A 21,524-nucleotide genomic window follows, 5' to 3' on the forward strand; every position below is an offset into this window, starting at 1 on the left:
CTGAGTGGTGGCGAAAGCGATTTATTCTCTTTTCTCCGCCGTCGCCGGGATATCTGCGACGTTATTGCAGGTTGCGCCTTGCGGACACCAGCTGTCCATCAGCTTCAGGGTCACGCCATTCGTCCAGCCAAAGCCATCCTGTAACGGATATTCACCGCCGCCACCACCGCCCATATTTTTACCTTCCACTGCGTACTTCTCAACCAGCTTGTGATCCTTATCGTAGGTTTTCTGCACGTTATTGAGAAAGCGCATGCCAATTTCGCGTGCCAGCGTTTGTTTACCGTAATGATTCAGCCCCTCGACCGCGACCCATTGCAGCGGTGCCCAGCCGTTCGGTGCATCCCATTGCTGACCATTATTTACGGTAGTGGTGACCAGACCGCCGGGTTTGACGAGCTGATTTTGTACCGCTGTTGCCGTAAGGTCAGCCTGTGATTGACTGGCTATCTGCATATAAAGTGGAAAAAGGGTGGCCGCAGTGAGTTGCGAACGAAGCGTTTTTTTCTGCCAGTCATAGTCAGCGTACCAACCCTGTTTTTTATCCCACAAAACGCGGTTTATTGCCTGCTGGCGGTTTTTAGCCAGCTCAGCAAAATGGCTGCTGGCGGCAGCATCATTGTTTAGCTTGCTGGCTTTTGCCAGCGTCACTTCAAGATGATAGAGCAATGCGTTGAGATCCACCGGCAGGATCGCTGTGGTACGTATTGAGGCAAGATCATTGGGGTTATCAAACCATCGCGAGCTGAAGTCCCAGCCAGAGGCGGCACCTGCGCGGAGATCGCGCCACACCTGCTGCTTTTCTCTCGATGGCGCTTTCTGCGCGGTTTGCACGTCGTCCAGCCAGGACTCGGTACGCGGAGCGTCTCTGTCATCCCAGTAGCGATTCAGAACAGTGCCGTCACTTAGCTTAACGACCCGTAAATCGGCATCGTTGAGGTTAAGCTTCTCGGCACCGGCCATCCAGTAGCCATATTCCTTTTGTAACTGAGGCAGATAGTTGCGGTATACGGCGTCGCCATCATGACTCGCCAGCAAATCAACCATCATGCTGAAAAAAGGGGGCTGCGAGCGGCTGAGATAATAGGTGCGATTGCCGTTAGGAATATGGCCGTAGCGATCCAGCTGCGAGGCAAAATTATCAACCATGTTCCGCACGGTGTTCCAGTGCCCGCTCTCAGCCAGGCCAAGCATGGTGAAATAGCTGTCCCAGTAGTAAACCTCGCGAAAGCGGCCGCCAGGCACCGCATAAGGTTTTGGCAGCGACAGCAAAGAGTCCCAACGCGCCACCTTTTCTGAATGGCGGATTAATACCGGCCAAAGGCCATTGATGTGGGCGCGCAGGCTCTGCCCGACCGGCGGAACATATTTGGAACCGCTCCCGGGTAGGGAAAAATTAAGCGCAATAAAATGTCTTAAATCAAAGTTGCGTTGACGCTTTTGCATCTGCCAGTCAGCAATAATCGTATTGGGATCAAACTTTGGGATGGCGTCCGCGAAGGTTTTCTGGTCGGGAAAAACTTTTGCTGATTGCACGGCGATATAAAGCGGACCGAAACGTATATCAGGTGGCTGATTATTTTCGCCGAGTGAGCGCTGCAAGCCGTCGGCCTGCACGGGGAGGTTAACGCTAATCAGTAATCCCGAAAGCATCCAGGGCAATATATTTGCTGATTTGCTACGGCGGTAACCGACAGATTTTTGCATTCGTCTTTCTCCTTGTCTGGTCGCACTTAGCAATAACTGGCTAAGCCTCAAACGACTTTAGACGAAGCTGGCAAATTTTCCCGTTTTTTGGTGATAGACCGTGAGAACAATGATGGTCTGCGCGCATTTTTCAGCTTTCTGCCATATCGGCCGCAGAGGGCGAATAATAGGGTGCATGCACGCTTTATCAGCGCTACGGCCCAGGAATTAAGGCCGGGGCTGAGGACTTCGCCTGTCAGAGTGTGGCGGGAAGAGCAAGCAGTATGGCATTTTACGGTTATCCGGCGCTATGGACTTTACGCAGGATCTCAGTGACAGATCGTCTTCGCCTTCCATGGCTGCCAGTGATGCGGCCATGTTGTTAAAGCGAATAAGACCTGATGAGTGAATGCGAATAACGCACTCTGGCCGCTCACGACCATCGACGATGATCTGATAGCTCCCCGGTTTGACGTCATCCACGCTCTTCTGCTGATAAGACGCCTGCGAGCAGCGGGTGGCCGTTTTTATGCCTCGTACGACCAGCGCCGTAAGCCTGCCAAGCACTGCAGGCGAATGACCGAATGCCCATGTTTTAGCTCCGGATTTAACTGTTTGAGTTGTTCAACAGTGGACATTATGCAACCTGATGCCCCAGGGAGAGGTATTTGCAGCCGATGTTACCATCAACCAGCCAGCCGGATGAACGTCAGGGGCGGCAACGTCGGCGATCTTTTTGCGCCGCCGATGTTCGCCCGGTGGCTGAAGTGGGCCAGGGTGCGACACGTCGGGCGGTGGGAGCAGTGAGCGCCTAGCTCAGCCACGCAGCAGGAAAAAATTGAAGAGCCATATTCGCTGATGGCCGCTAGTTAACCACGCTGTGTTACTTCAGGCAGGCTGTACACGGGGTATGGATTTGCTGGAAGAAGTCATTTCCTTTATCATCAACCAGAATAAACGCCGGGAAATTTTCTACTTCGATTTTCCAGATAGCCTCCATTCCCAGTTCGGCGTACTCCACGCACTCCAGCTGCTTTATGCTCTGCTGCGCCAGTACCGCTGCCGGACCGCCAATGCTGCCGAGATAGAAACCACCATGCTTGTGGCAGGCATCGGTCACCTGTTTGCTGCGATTACCTTTAGCCAGCATAATCATGCTTCCGCCGTGAGACTGTAGTGAATCGACATAAGCGTCCATCCGTCCGGCAGTTGTTGGTCCGAGTGAGCCGGAGGCATAGCCTGATGGCGTTTTCGCCGGGCCGGCATAATAGACTGGATGATCTTTGATGTACTGTGGCAGGCCTTTACCATTATCAATGCGCTCCTGCAATTTGGCATGAGCAATATCTCGTGCAACGATGATGGTGCCTGTGAGCGACAGTCGGGTAGATACCGGGTAGGCGGACAGCTGTGCCAGAATCTCCTTCATCGGGCGGTTGAGATCGACTTTTATGGCTTCACCTTCGCCCTGCTGGCGAAGTTCGGCTGGAATATAACGACCTGGATTATTTTCCAGTTTTTCGATCCAGATACCATTGCGGTTGATTTTGGCTTTGATATTGCGATCGGCCGAACAGGAAACACCCATACCAATTGGGCAGGATGCACCGTGGCGAGGCAGGCGGATCACGCGAATATCGTGGGCAAAATATTTACCACCAAACTGAGCGCCGAGCCCCAGTTTTTGTGCTTCCACCAACAGTTCTTGCTCAAGTTGCAGGTCGCGGAATGCCTTCCCGTGTTCGTTGCCCTCGTGCGCCAGGCCATCATAGTAGTGCGTTGAAGCCAGCTTTACCGTTTTCAGTGTGCTTTCCGCCGAGGTGCCACCGATAACAAAAGCAATGTGATAGGGCGGGCAGGCGGCGGTGCCGAGGGTGCGCATTTTATCGACCAGATAATTTTTTAGCTTCGCGGGTGTCAACAGCGCTTTAGTTTCCTGATAGAGATAGGTTTTATTGGCCGAGCCACCGCCTTTAGCAATGCAAAGAAACGTATATTCGTCGCCGTCAACGCTGTACAGATCGATCTGAGCAGGGAGGTTGGTACCAGTATTCACCTCGTTATACATATCCAGCGCGGCGTTTTGTGAATAGCGCAGATTATCTTCGGTATAGGTGTTATAGACCCCCTGCGAAAGTGCTGCTTCATCGCCGCCACCGGTCCAGACGCGTTGCCCCTTCTTGCCGCTGATAATCGCAGTGCCGGTATCCTGGCAGGTTGGAAGCACGCCCCTGGCTGCAATTTCCGAGTTGCGCAGAAATTGCAGTGCGACATAGCGATCGTTTTCGCTGGCCTCCGGGTCGTCCAAAATGGCCGCGACCTGCTTTTGGTGTACCGGACGCAGCATGAAAGAGGCATCATGAAAGGCTTGCTGTGCCAGCAGCGTCAGCGCTTGAGGATCGACTTTTAGTATCTCCTCACCATCAAATTCGGCAACCGAAACATAGTCGCTAGTCAGCAGGTAATACTCGGTGACGTCTTTTGTCAGTGGGAATGGCTCTTGGTAATAAAAGAATTTTTTCGACATTTCAAGCTCACTTAATCACGTGCAGTCCGGGCCACAGGCAGGCAAGGTGGCCGCGTGGATAATGGCTATTTGTTGTTATTGCGCCAGTCGTTTTACGGACCGGCGCAGTATTCTACCACTTTGTGAATGTATTTTAACTTACTACTAACACTATCAGAACATCATTGTCATCCATGGATAGCCGATCGCCATTAGCGCGATTAAAAAGATGGCTCCGAAAATAGTCCCGAGTCGCCAGTAGTCTTTGGTTGGCAGATAGCCACTACCGTAATAGATTGGGCTGGGGCCGGTACCATAGGGGGTGATAATGCCCATTACGCCGAGTGAAGTCACCATCATCAGACAAAACACCGGCATGTTAATTCCCGGAATGGAGGCTGCGGTAGTCAGCATGGCGGGCAGTAGCGCCGTGGTATGTGCGGTAGAGCTGGCAAACAGGTAATGAAGCAGATAAAACGCGACCAGCAGCATGACTGCGGATACCTGGGGATCAATACCGTGAAGCAGCTGTGCGCCTTCTTTACCCAGCCAGACGATAAAGCCAACCTTCGCCAGGCCGTCAGCCAGCGCGACCAGCGTTGCGAACCAGGCGAAGGTGTTCCAGGCCGCTTTATTACTGATAATGTCGTTCCAGTTCAGGATCCCGGTCCACAGCATCAGCACGACAATCAGCAGTGCAGCCATCGCCGGCTCAATCCATGCGGTGGCAAAAATCCACATCAGCAGTGCACAGATGACAAACACCATCAGCATGATTTCATTGCGAGAAAGCTTACCCAGTTTTTCCAGCTCCTGGCTTGCCCAGCGTGGAACCTCATCATTGAACTTCACCTGCGGTGGGTAGAACCAATAGGCCAGCAGCGGCATGGTGAGGATCAGCAGGAGGCCGAGTGGCAGGAAGGCGAGGAACCACATGCCCCATGAAATGTTAAAGCCAACCACGCTTTTCACCAGCGCCAGTGCCAGCAGGTTAGGGGCCAGCGCAGAAAGAAACATTGAGCTGGTGATACAGGCCGCAGTGATCGCCACCCACATCAGATAAGAACCGATACGGCGGGCGCTGGGGTCGTTAGGTTTAGAGTCATACAGCGGTGGAAGGTTAGCAATTATAGGATAGATCGTACCGCCACTGCGCGCGGTATTTGACGGCGTGAATGGAGCCAGCAACAGGTCGGCAAAGGTAATGGCGTAGCCAAGTGTGAGACTGCGCCGGCCGAGATATTTCACTAAAATCAGCGCCAGCCGGCGCCCGAACTGAGTTTTATCGTAACCAGCGGCAAACATAAAGGCGGCAAAGATTAGCCACACGGTTGAGTTGTCAAATCCGCTAACTGCCCATTGAAAGGCCTGTGTAGCTTGATTGAAACCCGGTGATGCCAGCTCTGTCGGACTGAACAGCAGCCACTGACTGAATAGCGCGATCACCACTACGCCGGTCAGGCCAATTACCGCACCAGGCAGGGGTTCGAAAATCAGGCCGACGATCACGCCGACAAACACAGCGAAGAAGTGCCAGCTATAAGGCTCCAGGCCATGAGGTACAGGAATCAGCAGCAGCAGAACAGCGACAATGACCGGCAGAAACAGCATTATCAGCCGATTTTTTTTACCTGATGTCATCGATACGGCTTTTGCAGGTTTACGGGAGTTGGGTAGTGGTTTCATAGTTTTGCTCTGTAGTTTAGAAAAAAAATTAGTGAAACGCCCGGTCTTTCATCTCTATTTTTTAGTTGCTCAATTGATTTTTTTCAACTGAATCATATTGATGTGCGTAAATAATGTTATAAGAAAGATCTTATCTCTAATAACAATATAAATTATGTGGGAATAATTTTATTCATTAGAGTGCTCCTCTTTGGTTTTATCATTTGTTCTATCAATGAAAATTGTGTTAATTCTGTTTTTACGCTATTAACTAATTCATTAAAATTATGAATTATAGGTATTTTCTCATAGGGTTTTTTATCCTGATTATTCTGGTATGTATACTTGCACCATTTATAACTATATGATCATAATAATTTATTTTTATTTCAATGAATTGACTTGCGTTGATGCAACAAATAAATAACAATTGTACTATTTTTACTGGCCCGATAATAATTAAACTACCTCAGTAAGATTGAAGATTAATCAGATGATTTTATCAGTGATTTGATCAAACTGATTGCTATGGTAACGACGTTAATTTGGATCGCTTAATTAATCACAACAAAGTTTTAAACTGTTTTATAGGCCTTTTTGTTTTGGGGATTACTGATAATGACTGCAATTACGCCGATTCTTAATCCGCTCACGCTGCCTGATGGCGCGGTGCTAAAAAATCGTCTGGTTATGGCGCCAATGACAACCTGTACGGGTTTTTATGATGGTTCGGTGACCAGTGAGCTGGTGGAATACTATCGCGTACGCGCAGGAAGTATCGGAACAGTGATTGTTGAATGCTGCTATATCGATAACAAAGGACCGGCCTTTCCCGGCGCAATTGCTATTGATAATGATAATAAAATTCCCGGGCTGGCACGGATAGCCGACGCAATAAAAACGCGCGGTTCGAAAGCAATTTTGCAGATTTATCACGGTGGTCGCATGGTGGACCCGGCGCTGATTGGTGGCAAAACCCCTGTTGCCCCGAGTGCCATTGCCGCACCGCGTGTAGGGGCGGCCACACCGCAGGCGCTTAGCGCTGAAGAGGTTGATATGACGATCACCTGGTTTGGTGACGCGGTTAACCGTGCGATTAAAGCAGGTTTTGACGGTGTTGAGATCCACGGGGCTAATACGTATCTGATTCAGCAGTTCTATTCGCCAAACTCTAACCAACGTGATGATAAATGGGGCGGGGGTCGGGATGAGCGCGCACGTTTCCCTCTGGCAGTACTGGAAATCACCCATCAGATGGCGGATCGCTTCGCCCATGACTCTTTCATTATTGGCTACCGTTTTTCACCGGAAGAGATAGAAGTCCCGGGTATCCGCTTTGATGACAGCCTCTATCTTCTGGAAAAACTGGCGGCACGTGGCCTGGATTACGTTCATTTTTCGGTAGGTGACTTACTTCGCCCTTCTATTATTGATACCCAGGATCCGACGCCGCTGATTGATAAATACATCGCTATGCGCTCACCTGTACTGGCAAAAGTACCCGTAATAGGTGTTGGCGGGGTGGTCAGCAAAGCCGATGTCGAAACGGCGTTACAGCATGGCTATGATTTGGTGGCGATTGGTAAAGCGTGCATCGCCTATCCGGACTGGGCCGATCGCATTTTGAATAATGAGCCACTTGAGCTGTTTATTGATAGTACCCGACGCGAAGCGTTGACCATTCCTGAACCGCTATGGCGCTTCTCGCTGGTCGATGCCATGATCCGCGATATGAGCGCCAGCGGCCGTAAATATAAAGCCGGTGTATTTCAGGAAAAAGTGGAGGCCGAAGCGCTGAAGCTGAAAATCAACGTGACCCTGGGCACCGACCGTATTTTGGATATTGCGCTGGTGCCGGACGATAGCCTCGACGTTGATTTCAGCGCGACTTTTGACAGTTTGCGCTCACGTATTCTGGTCGCCAACAGCCCACATGTTGATGCCATCACTGGCGCGACGACCCAGAGTGAGGCGCTAAAAAAAGCGGTTTCACGCGTTTTAGCCACCTCGGTTAAAGAGCATGTGATTGAAAAGGGCGGTAATCCCAGTGCTCCCGTGGTTTACGACGTTGTCGTGGTGGGTAGCGGCGGTGCCGGACTGGCGGCGGCAATCGAGGCTTGTGATCATGGTGCTAGCGTTGCCATCATCGAAAAAATGCCGACCATCGGTGGTAATACGATTAAAGCATCAGTTGGTATGAATGCGGCGGAAACCCACTTCCAGATATTGAAAGGGATCAAAGATAGCAAAGAGCTGTTTTACGACGAAACGTTTAAAGGCGGTAAGTTTAAAAACAATACGCAGCTGCTCAGCGAATTTGTTCAGCAGGCACCTGAAGCGATCGATTGGCTGGCGTCCCACGGCATTGAGCTGAATGATATCACCATTACCGGCGGCATGAGTATCGACCGTACCCATCGCCCGGCGGATCGCTCCGCCGTCGGCGGCTTTCTGATAAGCGGCCTGGTCAAAAATATTAACACACGCAATATTGAGGTTCTGCTTGAGACGTCGGTGGCTGAAATCCTGTTTGCAAATGGGGCGGTTACCGGTGTGAAGGTGGTCGATGAATATAATGACTCACGTATTCTGCACGCGAAGAGTGTGATTGTTGCTACCGGCGGTTTCAGCGCTAATCGTGAAATGGTGGCTAAATATCGCCCTGAGCTGGATGGCTTTGTCACGACCAACCATAAAGGTGCGACCGGTAGCGGGATAGCCATGTTGCAGAAAATTGGCGCAGATACCGTTGATATGAAAGAGATTCAGATCCACCCTACGGTGGAGCAAACAACGTCTTATCTAATTTCAGAATCGATACGCGGTGGCGGGGCGATTCTGGTCAGCCAGGCGGGTCTGCGTTTCTTTAACGAAATGGAAACCCGGGATAAAGTCTCGGCAGGAATTATCGCTCTGCCAGAGAAAAGTGCCTGGATCATCTTTGACGAACACATCCGGCTTAATAACAAGGCAGCTGATGAATATATCGGCCGTGGTTTCGTTATCAGCGCGGCAACCCCCGAAGAGCTTGCAGTAAAAATCAATATGGACCCGGCAGCATTGCAGGCAACACTAAAACGCTTCAACCAGTTTGTTGGCCAGCAAAATGACGAGGATTTTGGACGCACTACCGCGCTGCGTTACCCACTCTCTCTGAGTCCTTATTATGCCATCCGTGTTGCGCCAGGGGTTCATCACACGATGGGGGGCGTGACGATCAATGTTGAGACCTCGGTGCTTGATACCCGCAAACAGGTTATTGCCGGCGCATGGGCGGCAGGTGAAGTGGTCGGGGGTATTCACGGCGCTAACCGAATCGGGGGAAATGCCGTTGCCGATATTATTATTTTCGGTATCAAAGCGGGTCGCAATGCGGCCGAATACGCACTGGGCTGATCTGCGTATCCGCGTCGCTGCGGCGGGTGGGGCGCCTGACTGAACGCGGAGGCAATGCGTGCCTGAAGATGCCGGTAGCTATCGTTACTCCGCAGTTATGATGGGCTCCCCCATACTCCTCAAGCTGTTCCAGCCGGATGAGACTTTAGCGCGGCGGGTGTTCCAGCTGATTAAGCAGCTGGAAAATTTACTGACGGTTAATCGTTCACCCTCGCAGGTGATGGCAATAAATCAGGCGGCAGGTCGTCATGCGGTGAGCGTGAGTCTGCCGGTTTATCAGCTCATTAAACTGGCCCGTGAGGCCAGCTTGATCCCCGGGGGCTGTTTTAATTTCGCCATCGGCCCGCTGGTTAAACGCTGGAAAATTGGCTTTCAGGGCCATAGCGTACCGCCTGCGGATGATATCGCCCGGCTGCTGCCACTGATAAACCCGCGCGATATTGAATTGGATGACGCGACGCAATCCGTTTTTCTGCGTCACGTCGGAATGGAAATTGATCTGGGTGCTATTGCCAAAGGCTGGATCGCCGACCGTGTACAGGATTATCTGCGCCAACAGGGAGTGGATCAGGCACTCATCAACCTCGGCGGTAACGTGCAGACGCTGGGCTCTCCACCACATGCGCACCGTTGGAACTGGCGCGTAGGTCTGCAAAAACCCTTCGCCAGCAGGGAGACACTGATAGGTACGATCGATGTCGCGGCGATGTCTGTCGTGACCTCAGGGGTTTATGAGCGATTTTTTTTACTAAATGGTCACCATTACCACCATATTCTTGACCCGGCGACGGGTTATCCACTGGATAATGAGTTGCTTAGCGTGACCGTTGTCTCCCGGCGTTCAGTTGATGGCGATATCTTCACCACACTGCTGTACGGTATGGGCATCGGGCGGGGCTGTCAGATGTTACAAGGATATACGGATATTGAGGCTGTTTTCGTCACCCGCGATTTGCGCGTGATTTGCAGCTCCCGGCGGCTTTTTGATTTTACGCTGACAGACAAGCAATACCGGATGGCGAGCGATTAATGGTAATGCTGCTATAGCGGCACAAGACATCCCGGCTTGTAGCCGGTAATGATACCCGCCCTCCCGTTGCGCCTTATCAACACGGATGTAGTCCGGATGTCCTCTGGTCAACGGCTCAGGTGGCGTAATCTCCCCTTGCCATGATGTCGCAGAACAATCGCTGTAATCCTTCGGAGGGCAGAGGCGATAAGTTAACGGAGCTTACGTCCGCCTCATCCCTCGGACATGTCAGATAACAGCTAGCAAACTTGTACAAGTTTATTTGAAAGGGCAGTTGATTTTGTCACCTCTATTATTTGCAACGTTCAGCTTCATCCGCGCATCACAAGTCCGGCAAACAGCAAGGCCTTATGCTAAGTAAAACGAAAGTTTCCTGTGACAGAAATAGAATCAATCAGGCGATACCATGCTCCTGGAGCGTGGGCAACGCTGCAGCGAATAGATCTTAAAAGACAGTGTCGATACCTTCAAGTTAGCCTGATAATGATAACCACCGATTACAATAGCTGGCTAATAATAGCACTTTTTGCTCAAGCATTGCGTTGTAAAATCTGGTTTTATTAGTTGTACAATTTTTTAAAATACGTATAACTTTTTTTGCGGGGTTAGCCGCACTATTGATGATGGAGTAATACAATGCGCCAGAACAGAAACAACCTCACTACCTCGGAAGCCATTGCCCATTATTTCAGCAAAGCCCGTCTGCCTTCGCAGCAGGAAACGCTGGGGCAGATTGTGGTTGAAATATTACGTGACGGCCGAAATTTAAATCGCAAATCAATTTGTACAAAATTGTTGCGTCGGCTTGAGCTGGCCGGTGGGCCAGATGAAGAAAGCCACTATCACGAGCTTATTGGACTGTTGTTCGACCGCCAGAGTTAATCGATTTTTAAAGGGATATCGCGGTGGCGATAAGAGGCCGGGCAGGAAACCGGAACATAACGTTGCAGCGTATGAGCTTTAATCAGGTCTGGATCTTTTTGGGCATGACAGGATTGAGGCAACAGCACTTGTAACGGTATACAGAGATGTCGTAATGAAAAGAAGCGATGACATAAGATGCATTGATGAACTGATCGGTGAGGCTGTGATGACGCTACTGGAGTCAGATGGTCCGCTCAATACCCAGGCGCTTACCGATGAGTTAGGCCGGATGGCATCAGAGGAGCAAAACGTAATAAGGCGCCAATCGATATTCGGTGCGATCAGTGAAGTTATTCAGAGTATTGATGCTTACCGGCACCGTACCGATCGTGGTGCAAACGTCCAGCAAAACGCTAGCCGATCGCTATTTGAACATTGCTCCCCGGCGCGCAAACATTAATGTGACAGTGGCTAAGTATTCCTCATCATATAAGCCTCTACCTATCATTACGTTAGCCGGTTACAGCACTGTATCGTCCGGCGGGCTTAAGTTTGGCGTCGCCGTTTGCCTGAACACCCACTGCTTCTCTGCTTTAAACACGAGAGGCGGTTTAGTTTTTAGGTCTGACTTTCAACCTTCCAACAGCGTTTTGTAGAGGGTGTGGGTGGGCGTCTGTCTCAGCCTGTAACTAATTCACTGCCGGGCTACCGCAACAAAGCAAAAACGCTTGTTACTTCCGAGTCTTGTATCAAATATTTACTTAAGGCAGATCAAATATAAAAAAATATTTAAGTGACTTCAGATGACGCGCGCATGATTAAAGAAAAAAAGTATAAATTCACTTCTTAAATCCCATGTTCTATTACATATTCTGGGAGCATATTCTATTATATATTCAAGGAGAATATATGTCGCGTAATTTGGATCACGCAGTGAGAGTGGGTGACTTTGTTACATGTCCACATTGCGAGCATACTCGTATAACATCGGGCTCATCAAACGTATTTATTGAAGGGAAACCGGCTGCTCGTTCTGGAGATCGATGCAAATGCGGTGGCGGTGTGGATGCAGGACAGGAAAAAATTAAAATAAATGGTCTGCACGCAGCCTGTGTTAATTCTAATCATTCAGGCCATACAGCGGTTAATGGGGCAGAAAGCGTGTTTATTGGCCAGCGATCATCAAACAGAATAATCAGAAGTGCGGGTATTTCTGATGGTGACATAAGCGATCTGACGGCAAGATTTCAAAATTTAAACCTGGGTCACGAGGCAATGGACGTAGATCTGCAAGATTATAATATATCCCATCATCAAGCATATACTACAACTGGGACTCCTCCTCTCGCCGTAGAAAATTTGGATTTAGAGTCCTTTGATTTTATCCCGCCTAATCCGGGATACAATACAACCGCAAGTCCTCCTCTCAGCGTAGACTATATGGATATAGACTCGTTTGACGATTCTCCTCGTCATCATGGCAGATACGCGTCAACTGACAATCCTCATCATGGTAGATACGCATCAACCGACAATCAACCTGATACCAATGAAGTCAGTGGATCACTGCCTGACAAGAATTCCAGTCAATATGTCGATGGCAGTGATAGTAAAGGTCAAACCTGTGCTAGTTGTCGTAAACAGAAAAGCACATCGAAAGTGGAAACATCCACCGGAGAGAATAAGGAGAATAGTTTAGGGTTTATTGAAAAAAAAGTTTATGGTGAATATGTCTACAGAGCAGATCGCACTCCTCCCGATGAGGTGCTGGCTCATGGATTTAGTAGCTCTAATAATTTTGACGGTGTTCCACGGATGATTAATGGCGATAATATTTTAATTGCATCTGATACTGAAGATGGTGCAACCCAGTATGGGGAAGATAACCTGTTTAATCAGAGCGGGCGTAATATATTTTACGTATACAGAATAGATGCGCAAAATGTCAGGGGATCTTCACTAATGGAAAATGTAGAAAGGCAAAGCAGTGCAGCTATTGCAAATCACTGGTCGCCGAATAGCAGACCCATTGATATTGCAGAAGGTGCAGGTGAATACAGAGAAGTCCATTTGGATAATACTCAAATTAATCCCAATAATATTGTTGTAGTTAATACAGTAGAGCGCTGGGTTCCTCATGACGATTTTTAAACATTCCTCTGTAGTGTGTCGTATTAGTGACGGCGAGTAATCAGCAATAGCAGGGCTGATTACTCAAACATTCAAGAGTATACTATCAGCCGCGCGCAACTGCTTTTTCGGCGTGATGGTTGATATACTGTCGAGCCATAACGGCAACGCCGTTTTTCACTGCTATCTGTCGTGGTTACTTAAGGAAAACCGCTATTGGGGTGACACAGAAACGCGATGCGTTGAACGAATTGATGAATAGCCCCATCACGGCAACAATACTAACAGGCAGTCTGCAACGATAACGGACATGATCAGCGGCAAAATGATGCGATCGAATGTTTGAAGCTTGCCAGAATCCAGGTCGCGAGATGCTTCCTGACAAGTTTTATCTGACTTTTCCTGGCTTGAATAAAGCGGCAATATCATAAGTAGAGGAGAGTTGATGGCCGTCATTGGTTATATCAACGTATTAACAATCGATCAAAACAGCGATTTGCAGCGTAATATACTCACAAGTGCAAACTGCGACCGCATTTCTGAAGACTGCATGAGCGGAAAAGTTGCCAGCTGTTCTGGCCTGAAACGTGCGTTAATAGCGAAGACACCCCTGCCGTGTGGAGAGTAGACAGTGTGGCGGTAGCCAGGGTATGGGGCATAGGTGGAAGGTCCAACCCATTAAAGCCGCATTACCGTGAATAGATAGGGCGAGGGCCATCACGCTGGCATTCGGCCATTTTTTTGCAATATTGAAATGCTGCAGCAATGCCATTTATGTCACGAGGATGGGCGCACTTATCGTGCGGCGCAACAAGTCATTGGCTCCCAGTAGTGAGGGATAACTCCCTGTGTAGATATAAAAAAATGAAACAATTCAGAATTGGAACGCGCCGCCAGAGGATAGCTAAAATGGAGGCAAATAGTGATAAGAATAACCGCAGTTGATATGGTGCCCCCTTTCTCGGTCATAGAGATTTCTGCAAGCCTCACTGGTATGATTACGGTGCCAAAAGCTGTGAATACACAGCAGTTTCGGACTCACTTCCACCACAGGACTTTGATTGAATGATCAAAATTTATCTGCTTCTGATTGTATCGGTAATTGCTGAAACCTTAGCGACATCAATGGTGAAAGCGACTGATGGTTTCACCCGATTGGTGCCGTCAGTCATTGTGGTGGTGGGTTATGCCATTTCGTTTTACGGCCTTTCCCACGTTGTGAAAGTGCTAAATTTGGGCATTGCTTACGCGATATGGGCTGGATTGGGAATTATTCTCGTATCAATGATCTCTTATTTTTATTACCATCAAAAACTCGACTTAGCCGCGATTATTGGTATCGCCTTTATTATCGCGGGTGTGGTGATTATTAATCTCTTCTCTGGTTCAGTGATTGAATCATAATTATTCTTAGGCTTCATCACTACAGGCGTTTGTTGGCGCCTGTGTTTTCTGAAAATTGGCTCACATTATTACCGGCAGTAACCCAGGATTCGAGCCGAAACAGCACAGAATATCACGGTCGTCAGCATAGCTGTGTCATCTCTCAACGAGAAAAATTAGCGCGCGATGAAACGCGTAATGATGTTGCTTTATGATATGACGGGAAAAGTCGTTATCAATTAACGCGTCGGCAGGGCGTACAAGGCGGTAATAGAGCTTCAGCTGCCGGAAAAGGAAGGCAGTTGATCATCAGGCCTGATTGGTAGCAATAGAGATTGGCGTTGCCGCAGAGTAAAATTTTCCAGCGAAATTTCACCGCCGGAGAAGCTGTCTTACCATAACGTAACATGTCAGTGGTGTCGCTATTGTACAAGGTACTCAGTGCTACGGTTACTCATTCAGATGTTTTATCCCGCGCAGATGATTTCTTAGTAAGCCCTGACTTTATTCTGCGCGGATATCAAGCGGATAGGTGATAGTACTTCCTATTCAGAGGGTTGAATGCACTTAAGAATAGTGAATCCGATCTGCCCGGGGGCGCTCCCGGGCATAACCGGAACGATGTCTTCAGCGATTTTCTACGTCAAACAAACTGACTTTTTGTATACAGTACCAGCCTGAAGTGACTTTGCCGGTCCTGCCACTATTTCGCTTAGACGTTGAACAGGAAGTTCATTACATCGCCATCTTTGACGATGTACTCTTTACCTTCGGAGCGCATTTTACCGGCCTCTTTAGCACCCTGTTCACCTTTGTAGCTTATAAAATCATCAAATCCGATGGTTTGAGCGCGAATAAAGCCTTTTTCAAAATCGGTGTGAATTTTACCCGCGGCCTGCGGTGCGGTTGCGCCCACTGGAATGGTCCATGCGCGAACTTCTTTAACGCCAGCGGTGAAATAGGTCTGCAAATTTAGCAGGGAATAGCCGGCGCGAATGACGCGGTTCAGGCCCGGCTCCTCGAGACCCAACTCGGCCATAAATTCGTCGCGCTCCTCGTCGTCGAGTTCGGCGATATCCGATTCCACCGCCGCGCATACCGGTACGACCACCGAACCTTCCTGCTCAGCGATAGCGCGTACCTGGTCGAGGTAGGGATTGTTATCGAAACCATCTTCATTGACGTTAGCAATATACATCGTGGGTTTTAGCGTCAGGAAACTGAGGTAGCGGATAGCGGCTTTTTCTTCATCAGAGAGGCCAAGTGCGCGCAGCATGCCAGCATTTCCCAGGTGTGGCAGACATTTTTCCAGTACCGCCTGCTCGGTTTTTGCGTCTTTATCACCCCCTTTAGCTTTTTTCTGGATACGATGCAACGCGCGTTCGCAAGTATCAAGATCGGAAAGTGCCAGCTCGGTGTTGATAATATCAATGTCTTCAGCGGGATTAACTTTGCCGGAAACGTGAATGATATTATCGTTTTCAAAGCAGCGTACGACGTGGCCGATAGCTTCAGTTTCGCGGATGTTTGTCAGGAATTGGTTACCCAAACCCTCACCTTTGGAAGCGCCTTTTACCAGTCCAGCGATGTCAACGAACTCCATTGATGTGGGCACTGTGCGCTGTGGCTTAACGATCTCAGCCAGTTTATCCAGGCGCTGGTCAGGCATAGGAACCACGCCCGTGTTCGGCTCAATGGTACAGAATGGGAAGTTAGCTGCTTCAATACCTGCTTTGGTCAGCGCGTTGAACAGGGTGGATTTTCCGACGTTTGGCAGACCCACGATACCGCATTTGAAACCCATGGTTAAATCACCTTAAATTCTTTTAATTCAATGCGTTATATGATCGCATTGACGATAACTTGATACGACTGAGAGCATTATACACATAAATACCCCTTGATTGGGGCCGATTTAATCGTCTGGCGCCAATCAGTGAGATGACTTAGCCAGCGTCGCCCTAATTGCGTTTATCGCAGGGACACAGCCGTTAGTGTCGGAGCTAACACCCGGATAAATCGGGCTGTCTCATCTGGCAATTTTGCTGCTGAAAACCAATAAAGTTTGTTGCTACTGGTGCCGATAAAAGGGAATCGCGCCGGAGTCTATCGCTGATTTATTTGCGGGTCGCGGGAACAAATGCGATTTTCAATCAGCAGTATCGCAACGGCAAAATATATGACCAATGAATTTATTTGCGTGCCAATCCATACGCCTTGCGGTGGGATAATTGGTGTGGATCTCAGCCTTATTAGTAGTGCGCGAGAGTTGAAGGATGATCGGTTAGCGGCTCGTGACAATTATTCGCAGATATCGTTTACTGAAAAAGAAAGATTATTGCTCAGACAGCTGCAGGCAGTTGAACAGCAGGCAGATTTCTTTCTTAGCGAAAATCTGGTCTGCGGCGTGAATATTGATTTCCACCTGGCCGGAATTATCACCAGCTCGCCGGTGATAAAGGAAACTTTGAGAAAGCTGACGTTTGTTCGTCTAAAAATATCGGAAAAATTCCCGAATCTTGATGACGGGCTGGATAATCCTTTGATACACAGCCTTATTGAGCAGAAAAATCGACTGTGGCTGGACGATCTGGGTGCCGGCTTTTGCAATCTGAGTGCGTTACAGTCTTGCCTGTTTGAAGCGGTAAAGTTTGACCGACGTTTTTATCTGAAACACGTTGGCAAGCCGTTTTTTTCAGTGATTATCAACAAAGTTCACCAATTCAGCGAACGGATTATCATTGAAGGCGTAGAGAATACGCAGCAACTTGAAACGCTACACGCAAATCATATCTGGGGCGTGCAGGGCTATTATGGACCCTCAGTCCGACTGGATTGCCTGAGACGTGACTTGCGTTAATCTTTGTTCTGCTAGCTCTGCGCTTTAAAGGCGTGCAGGCGATTGATTGCTTTCAGGCGATCATGCTCCCGTAGCCAGAGTTCAGTACAGCGCGCCGCTTCGTCAATGGCATCTTCAATCAGCTTCTGTTCAGCGGCCAGAGGTTTGCCAAGTACGAAGCCGGTGACTTTATTTCGTTCGCCGGGATGGCCTATGCCGATGCGTAGCCGGTGAAAGTTAAGATTGTTTCCAAGCTTACTGATGATATCTTTCAAGCCATTGTGACCACCGTGACCGCCGCCCTGTTTAAGTTTTGCGACGCCGGGTGGCAGGTCCAGCTCATCATGAGCGACCAGAATTTCCTCGGGTGCAATGCGGTAAAAGCTCGCCGTAGCCGCAACGGCTTTACCGCTTAGATTCATAAACGTTGTCGGCACCAACAGGCGTATGTCTTCCCCGGCGATAGCAATACGACCGGTGTAACCATAAAATTTAGGTTCATCTTTCAGCAACGCATTGTAGCGCTGTGCCAGATAACTAACATACCATTCGCCCGCATTGTGACGCGTTGTCGCATATTCCGCGCCAGGGTTAGCAAGCCCAACGATTAGCTTAACTGCTTCCACGTCATGTTCCTGATGAATAACTAATTCAGGGCGTCAGTTTACTGCCTGCCGGATGGGAACTCAAAGCCTATAGCGCCATCTGTAGGAAAAATGATTATCATCAGTGATTATTGTTTTTTTAAGTAAAAAAAACTTACAGAAGTAAGTTTCTGTCAAATTTAGGCAGTAATGTGATGCTGCACGCAACAGAACACACTTCCATTTTCTAAAATAATTAACCAAAGTCGACGGAGTTTGTCAGTTTCACATTTTTTATTGAGGGAGGTGACGGTAATGAACAAAAGATATGCTGTTATCACGGGTAATATACTGATGGCGTTAGGTCTGCTGGTTATGATTCTGGGTATTGTTTGTTCAGTAATCAATCAGCTACCATCTTCAAACTTGCCGGAATTACTTTCTCATGCGGCTATATTCGCCATTTTTATCGGCGCTATGCTGTGGCTGTCAGGCGCGCGCCTGGGAGGAAGGGAAAAAGTGGCTGACCGCTATTTCTGGCTGCGTCACTATGGCGATAAACGCTGCCGCCGCCATCATCCGGGGCATTAAACGGATAGGCTCTATGCCAGCACGGATCGGTTATGGCGATTTTCTCTGGCATTAACTTCGCTCTTCATACCAGGCTTTACCCCTGAAAGAATACCGACGGCTTCCGTAATCGGGTTGCCCGGGTTAAGGCTCTCACTTTTCTTGCTTAAATATCGGGGGGGATGCTCTGCGAATAAAATAGCTGCACTACTTTTGTCAGTTATCTTTTGAGTAAGCCAATGTCATCACTGGTATAGATATGCGGGATGGAATATCCCATCCCACTTCGATTAATGCTCGAACATCGCGGAAATTGATTCTTCGTTGCTGATACGGCGAATGGCTTCCGCCAGCATGCCAGACAGCGTTAAAGTGCGCACGTTAGGCAGTGTTTTGATTTCATCGGAAAGTGGGATAGTGTCGCAAACAACCACTTCATCAATCACCGAATTACGCAGATTTTCCAGGGCATTTCCGGAAAAAATTGGGTGAGTGGCATAGGCGAATACGCGCTTAGCACCGCGCTCTTTTAGCGCTTCCGCCGCTTTACACAGCGTGCCACCGGTATCGATCATGTCGTCGACCAGTACGCAATCACGATTGGCGACATCGCCGATAATATGCATTACCTGAGACACGTTAGCACGCGGGCGGCGCTTATCAATAATTGCCATGTCGGTATCGTTAAGCAGCTTGGCTATGGCGCGGGCGCGTACGACGCCACCAATATCCGGTGACACGACGATCGGGTTTTCAAGCCCTATCTGCAGCATGTCTTCAAGCAAAATAGGGCTACCGAATACGTTATCGACGGGAACATCGAAAAAGCCCTGAATCTGTTCAGCATGAAGGTCAACAGTCAATACGCGGTCAACGCCTACGCTGGAAAGAAAGTCGGCAACCACCTTAGCAGTGATTGGCACGCGAGCAGAGCGCACACGCCGATCCTGACGCGCATAGCCAAAGTAGGGAATAACCGCAGTAATTCGACCAGCAGAGGCGCGTCGCAGTGCATCGACCATCACGACCAGCTCCATCAGGTTGTCATTGGTGGGTGCGCAGGTGGACTGAATGATGAAAATATCACCACCACGGACATTTTCATTGATCTGTACGCTCACTTCACCATCGCTGAAACGACCGACAGCAGCGTCGCCCAGGTTGGTGTAAAGACGGTCGGCAATACGTTGAGCGAGTTCCGGGATAGCGTTACCAGCAAAAAGCTTCATATCAGGCACGAGAAGAACCTCAGGCTTTAGGTCCAGAGACTGATCTCAGTTTGCATCGACGATAAGACGCTGTGAGATCAGACAGGTAAGTGATGAACCGGCTGTCGCATCAGGAACGGGATGATGCGATCATGCCGGGTCAGAATGCCCGGAAAGCGTGCGATACAGAGGCGAAAGATTAACGCCTTTAGCCACAAATCCTTGCACTCCTTTCGGGGTTTTTTCCAGCACCTGACAAGCTGCGGACTGGGTGTCGAATTCAGCAAACACGCAAGCCCCGGTTCCTGTCAGGCGCGACGGCGCATATTCTAGCAGCCAGACGAGAAGCGTATCAACCTCGCGAAAACGATTTCTCACGACTGACTCACAATCATTACGAAACTCTTGTTGCATCAGGCTGTCAAAATCGCGCACCGGCGTATCGCGGATAAGCGCAGCGTGATTAAAAACCAGCGGCGTGGAGATATTGATGCCCGGATGCAACACAAGGTACCATTTTTCTGGCGGCGATACCGGCCGAAGCTGTTCGCCAATGCCTTCAGCAAAAGCAGCATGGCCGCGTACGAATACCGGAACGTCGGCACCCAGTGTCAGACCCAGCTGGGCGAGGGTGTCGATATCATAATCAAGCTGCCATAGCACGTTCAGCGCCACCAGCGTAGTCGCGGCGTTTGATGAACCGCCGCCAAGCCCCCCTCCCATCGGCAGCCGTTTTTCCACTTGAAAAATAGCACCAGCTTGCTGCGACAACCTCCCGTCAGCCACGGCGCGATCGCGCAGCAAACGAGCCGCGCGAATTATGAGGTTGCTGTCGTGCTCAACACCCTCGACGTCGTTGCTCAGGCACAGTTTGCCACTGTCATCAATATTAATATGCAGCAGGTCGCCAAAGTCGAGAAACTGAAAAAGCGTCTGTAAATTGTGGTAACCGTCAGGGCGCCGGCCGGTTATGTACAAAAAGAGATTGAGCTTTGCCGGTGCGGGCCAGGTTACGGTCATTTCAACGTCCAGCTATCTATGCGCAGCTTAATGCGCTGGCCATCCTGAATAAGCTCCAGATTGGAAGGTAAAGTCGGTTTTTGCGCATTGTCATAGCTGTTGAATACCACATACCATTTCTGGCCGTTGCGACTGTAGTGAACGGTTTTCAGCTGATATTGGTCATCAAGCGTATAGTTGCTGGCATCGCCCGGCAGTCCGATCATCCACTGACGCAGGTCGTTGAGTGGAATATCCATGCCGGTGAGCTGTGAAATCATTTTTTCGGCATTGTTGCTGACGTAACGTTTGCCATTATTATCAACCAGCTGGACAACTTTACCCTGCACGTCAAGTTGTAGCTCCGTACTGCCTAGCGGATTAGTCAGTAGCAGACGGTAGCGATCGGGGGCGGTTTGTTGCCAGTTAAAACGGGCGTAAACATTTTGTCTATCGGAGATATAGGCGAAAGCGCCCCGGATTTGATAATGGGTAATTTGACGTACTGCTTGCTGATGCTGTTGCCATTGCGGCGAGTCGGGACTTTTACCGGGACCGATGGGTTTATTGATGCTACAGGCAGCAAGCATAACGCTGGCAAGCGGCAGCAGCCTTAGAAAACGGGGGGGCCGTGTGAACATAGCGTGGGTCATCTCCTCAGACT

The 21,524-nt window shown here is 49.4% G+C and carries 18 protein-coding genes and 1 pseudogene; 10 read left to right on the forward strand and 9 right to left on the reverse strand.

Annotation, left to right across the window (positions count from 1 at the left end; all coding sequences use genetic code 11):
* Positions 1-21 precede the first annotated feature (21 nt).
* Both treA and BM191_RS02015 read right to left on the reverse strand, forming a co-directional pair.
* Positions 22-1,707 carry an alpha,alpha-trehalase TreA gene (gene treA, locus BM191_RS02010; RefSeq protein ID WP_092874433.1) on the reverse strand — a complete coding sequence of 562 codons (1,686 nt, stop codon included), beginning with the start codon at positions 1,705-1,707 and terminating at the stop codon, positions 22-24.
* A gap of 207 nt (positions 1,708-1,914) precedes the next feature.
* Complete coding sequence (locus tag BM191_RS02015; RefSeq protein ID WP_092874436.1) at positions 1,915-2,253, reverse strand: ASCH domain-containing protein; 339 nt, start codon at positions 2,251-2,253, stop codon at positions 1,915-1,917.
* Positions 2,254-2,363: 110 nt separating this feature from the next.
* Between BM191_RS02015 and BM191_RS16695 the strand changes: the two genes are divergently transcribed.
* Positions 2,364-2,501 (forward strand): hypothetical protein, encoded by a 138-nt coding sequence (locus BM191_RS16695; protein WP_177203275.1) that lies wholly within the window; start codon positions 2,364-2,366, stop codon positions 2,499-2,501.
* Between the two features lie 68 nt (positions 2,502-2,569).
* Here the strand turns inward: BM191_RS16695 and fumA are convergent, their stop codons facing one another.
* Positions 2,570-4,213, reverse strand: a complete 1,644-nt coding sequence (fumA, locus tag BM191_RS02020; protein WP_092874439.1) for a class I fumarate hydratase FumA — start codon at positions 4,211-4,213, stop codon at positions 2,570-2,572.
* Between the two features lie 153 nt (positions 4,214-4,366).
* Entirely contained in the window at positions 4,367-5,878 is a 1,512-nt protein-coding gene (locus BM191_RS02025; RefSeq protein ID WP_092874443.1) for a DASS family sodium-coupled anion symporter, read from the reverse strand.
* A 597-nt stretch (positions 5,879-6,475) separates the two neighbouring features.
* Between BM191_RS02025 and BM191_RS02030 the strand changes: the two genes are divergently transcribed.
* The 7 genes and pseudogenes from BM191_RS02030 to BM191_RS02065 all read left to right on the forward strand — a co-directional run bounded on the left by BM191_RS02030 (position 6,476) and on the right by BM191_RS02065 (position 14,681).
* Entirely contained in the window at positions 6,476-9,253 is a 2,778-nt protein-coding gene (locus BM191_RS02030) for a flavocytochrome c (RefSeq protein ID WP_092874446.1), read from the forward strand.
* A 58-nt stretch (positions 9,254-9,311) separates the two neighbouring features.
* On the forward strand, positions 9,312-10,283 hold the full coding sequence (locus BM191_RS02035; RefSeq protein ID WP_230479481.1) for an FAD:protein FMN transferase: 972 nt from the start codon (positions 9,312-9,314) through the stop codon (positions 10,281-10,283).
* A gap of 636 nt (positions 10,284-10,919) precedes the next feature.
* Positions 10,920-11,165, forward strand: coding sequence for a regulatory protein YcgZ (gene ycgZ / locus BM191_RS02040; protein WP_092874449.1), 246 nt, complete (start codon positions 10,920-10,922; stop codon positions 11,163-11,165).
* A 154-nt stretch (positions 11,166-11,319) separates the two neighbouring features.
* A complete protein-coding gene (locus BM191_RS02045) occupies positions 11,320-11,607 on the forward strand; it encodes a hypothetical protein (protein ID WP_092874452.1) in 288 nt (95 codons plus the stop codon).
* A 449-nt stretch (positions 11,608-12,056) separates the two neighbouring features.
* On the forward strand, positions 12,057-13,298 hold the full coding sequence (locus BM191_RS02050) for a PAAR domain-containing protein (RefSeq protein WP_230479482.1): 1,242 nt from the start codon (positions 12,057-12,059) through the stop codon (positions 13,296-13,298).
* A 424-nt stretch (positions 13,299-13,722) separates the two neighbouring features.
* Positions 13,723-13,872 (forward strand): annotated as a pseudogene (locus BM191_RS16980) (DNA-invertase); the annotation flags it as partial.
* Positions 13,873-14,345: 473 nt separating this feature from the next.
* On the forward strand, positions 14,346-14,681 hold the full coding sequence (locus BM191_RS02065; protein WP_177203283.1) for a DMT family transporter: 336 nt from the start codon (positions 14,346-14,348) through the stop codon (positions 14,679-14,681).
* A gap of 691 nt (positions 14,682-15,372) precedes the next feature.
* On the opposite strand, the gene ychF is transcribed toward BM191_RS02065, so the two are convergent.
* The gene (ychF, locus tag BM191_RS02070) at positions 15,373-16,464 is read right to left on the reverse strand and encodes a redox-regulated ATPase YchF (protein ID WP_092874461.1); all 1,092 of its coding nucleotides are present in this window, start codon (positions 16,462-16,464) and stop codon (positions 15,373-15,375) included.
* 336 nt (positions 16,465-16,800) lie between these two features.
* On the opposite strand from ychF, the gene BM191_RS02075 reads away from it, so the two are divergent.
* Positions 16,801-17,520, forward strand: coding sequence for an EAL domain-containing protein (locus BM191_RS02075; protein WP_230479483.1), 720 nt, complete (start codon positions 16,801-16,803; stop codon positions 17,518-17,520).
* 11 nt (positions 17,521-17,531) lie between these two features.
* On the opposite strand, the gene pth is transcribed toward BM191_RS02075, so the two are convergent.
* On the reverse strand, positions 17,532-18,125 hold the full coding sequence (gene pth / locus BM191_RS02080; RefSeq protein WP_092874464.1) for an aminoacyl-tRNA hydrolase: 594 nt from the start codon (positions 18,123-18,125) through the stop codon (positions 17,532-17,534).
* Positions 18,126-18,398: 273 nt separating this feature from the next.
* Here pth and ychH point away from each other — a divergent pair, with 273 nt between their 5' ends.
* Positions 18,399-18,674: a stress-induced protein YchH gene (ychH, locus tag BM191_RS02085; RefSeq protein WP_092874467.1), complete on the forward strand. Its 276-nt coding sequence runs from the start codon at positions 18,399-18,401 to the stop codon at positions 18,672-18,674.
* Positions 18,675-18,943: 269 nt separating this feature from the next.
* On the opposite strand, the gene prs is transcribed toward ychH, so the two are convergent.
* From prs to lolB, 3 genes are all read right to left on the reverse strand, one after another.
* Positions 18,944-19,891: a ribose-phosphate diphosphokinase gene (gene prs, locus BM191_RS02090; protein ID WP_092874470.1), complete on the reverse strand. Its 948-nt coding sequence runs from the start codon at positions 19,889-19,891 to the stop codon at positions 18,944-18,946.
* A 120-nt stretch (positions 19,892-20,011) separates the two neighbouring features.
* Positions 20,012-20,881, reverse strand: a complete 870-nt coding sequence (gene ispE, locus BM191_RS02095) for a 4-(cytidine 5'-diphospho)-2-C-methyl-D-erythritol kinase (RefSeq protein ID WP_092874473.1) — start codon at positions 20,879-20,881, stop codon at positions 20,012-20,014.
* Positions 20,878-21,501 carry a lipoprotein insertase outer membrane protein LolB gene (gene lolB / locus BM191_RS02100; RefSeq protein WP_092874476.1) on the reverse strand — a complete coding sequence of 208 codons (624 nt, stop codon included), beginning with the start codon at positions 21,499-21,501 and terminating at the stop codon, positions 20,878-20,880. The genes ispE and lolB overlap by 4 nt, the downstream gene beginning before the upstream one ends.
* Positions 21,502-21,524 lie beyond the last annotated feature (23 nt).

Source organism: Izhakiella capsodis, from assembly GCF_900115045.1.
Classification (GTDB): Bacteria; Pseudomonadota; Gammaproteobacteria; order Enterobacterales; family Enterobacteriaceae; genus Izhakiella; species Izhakiella capsodis.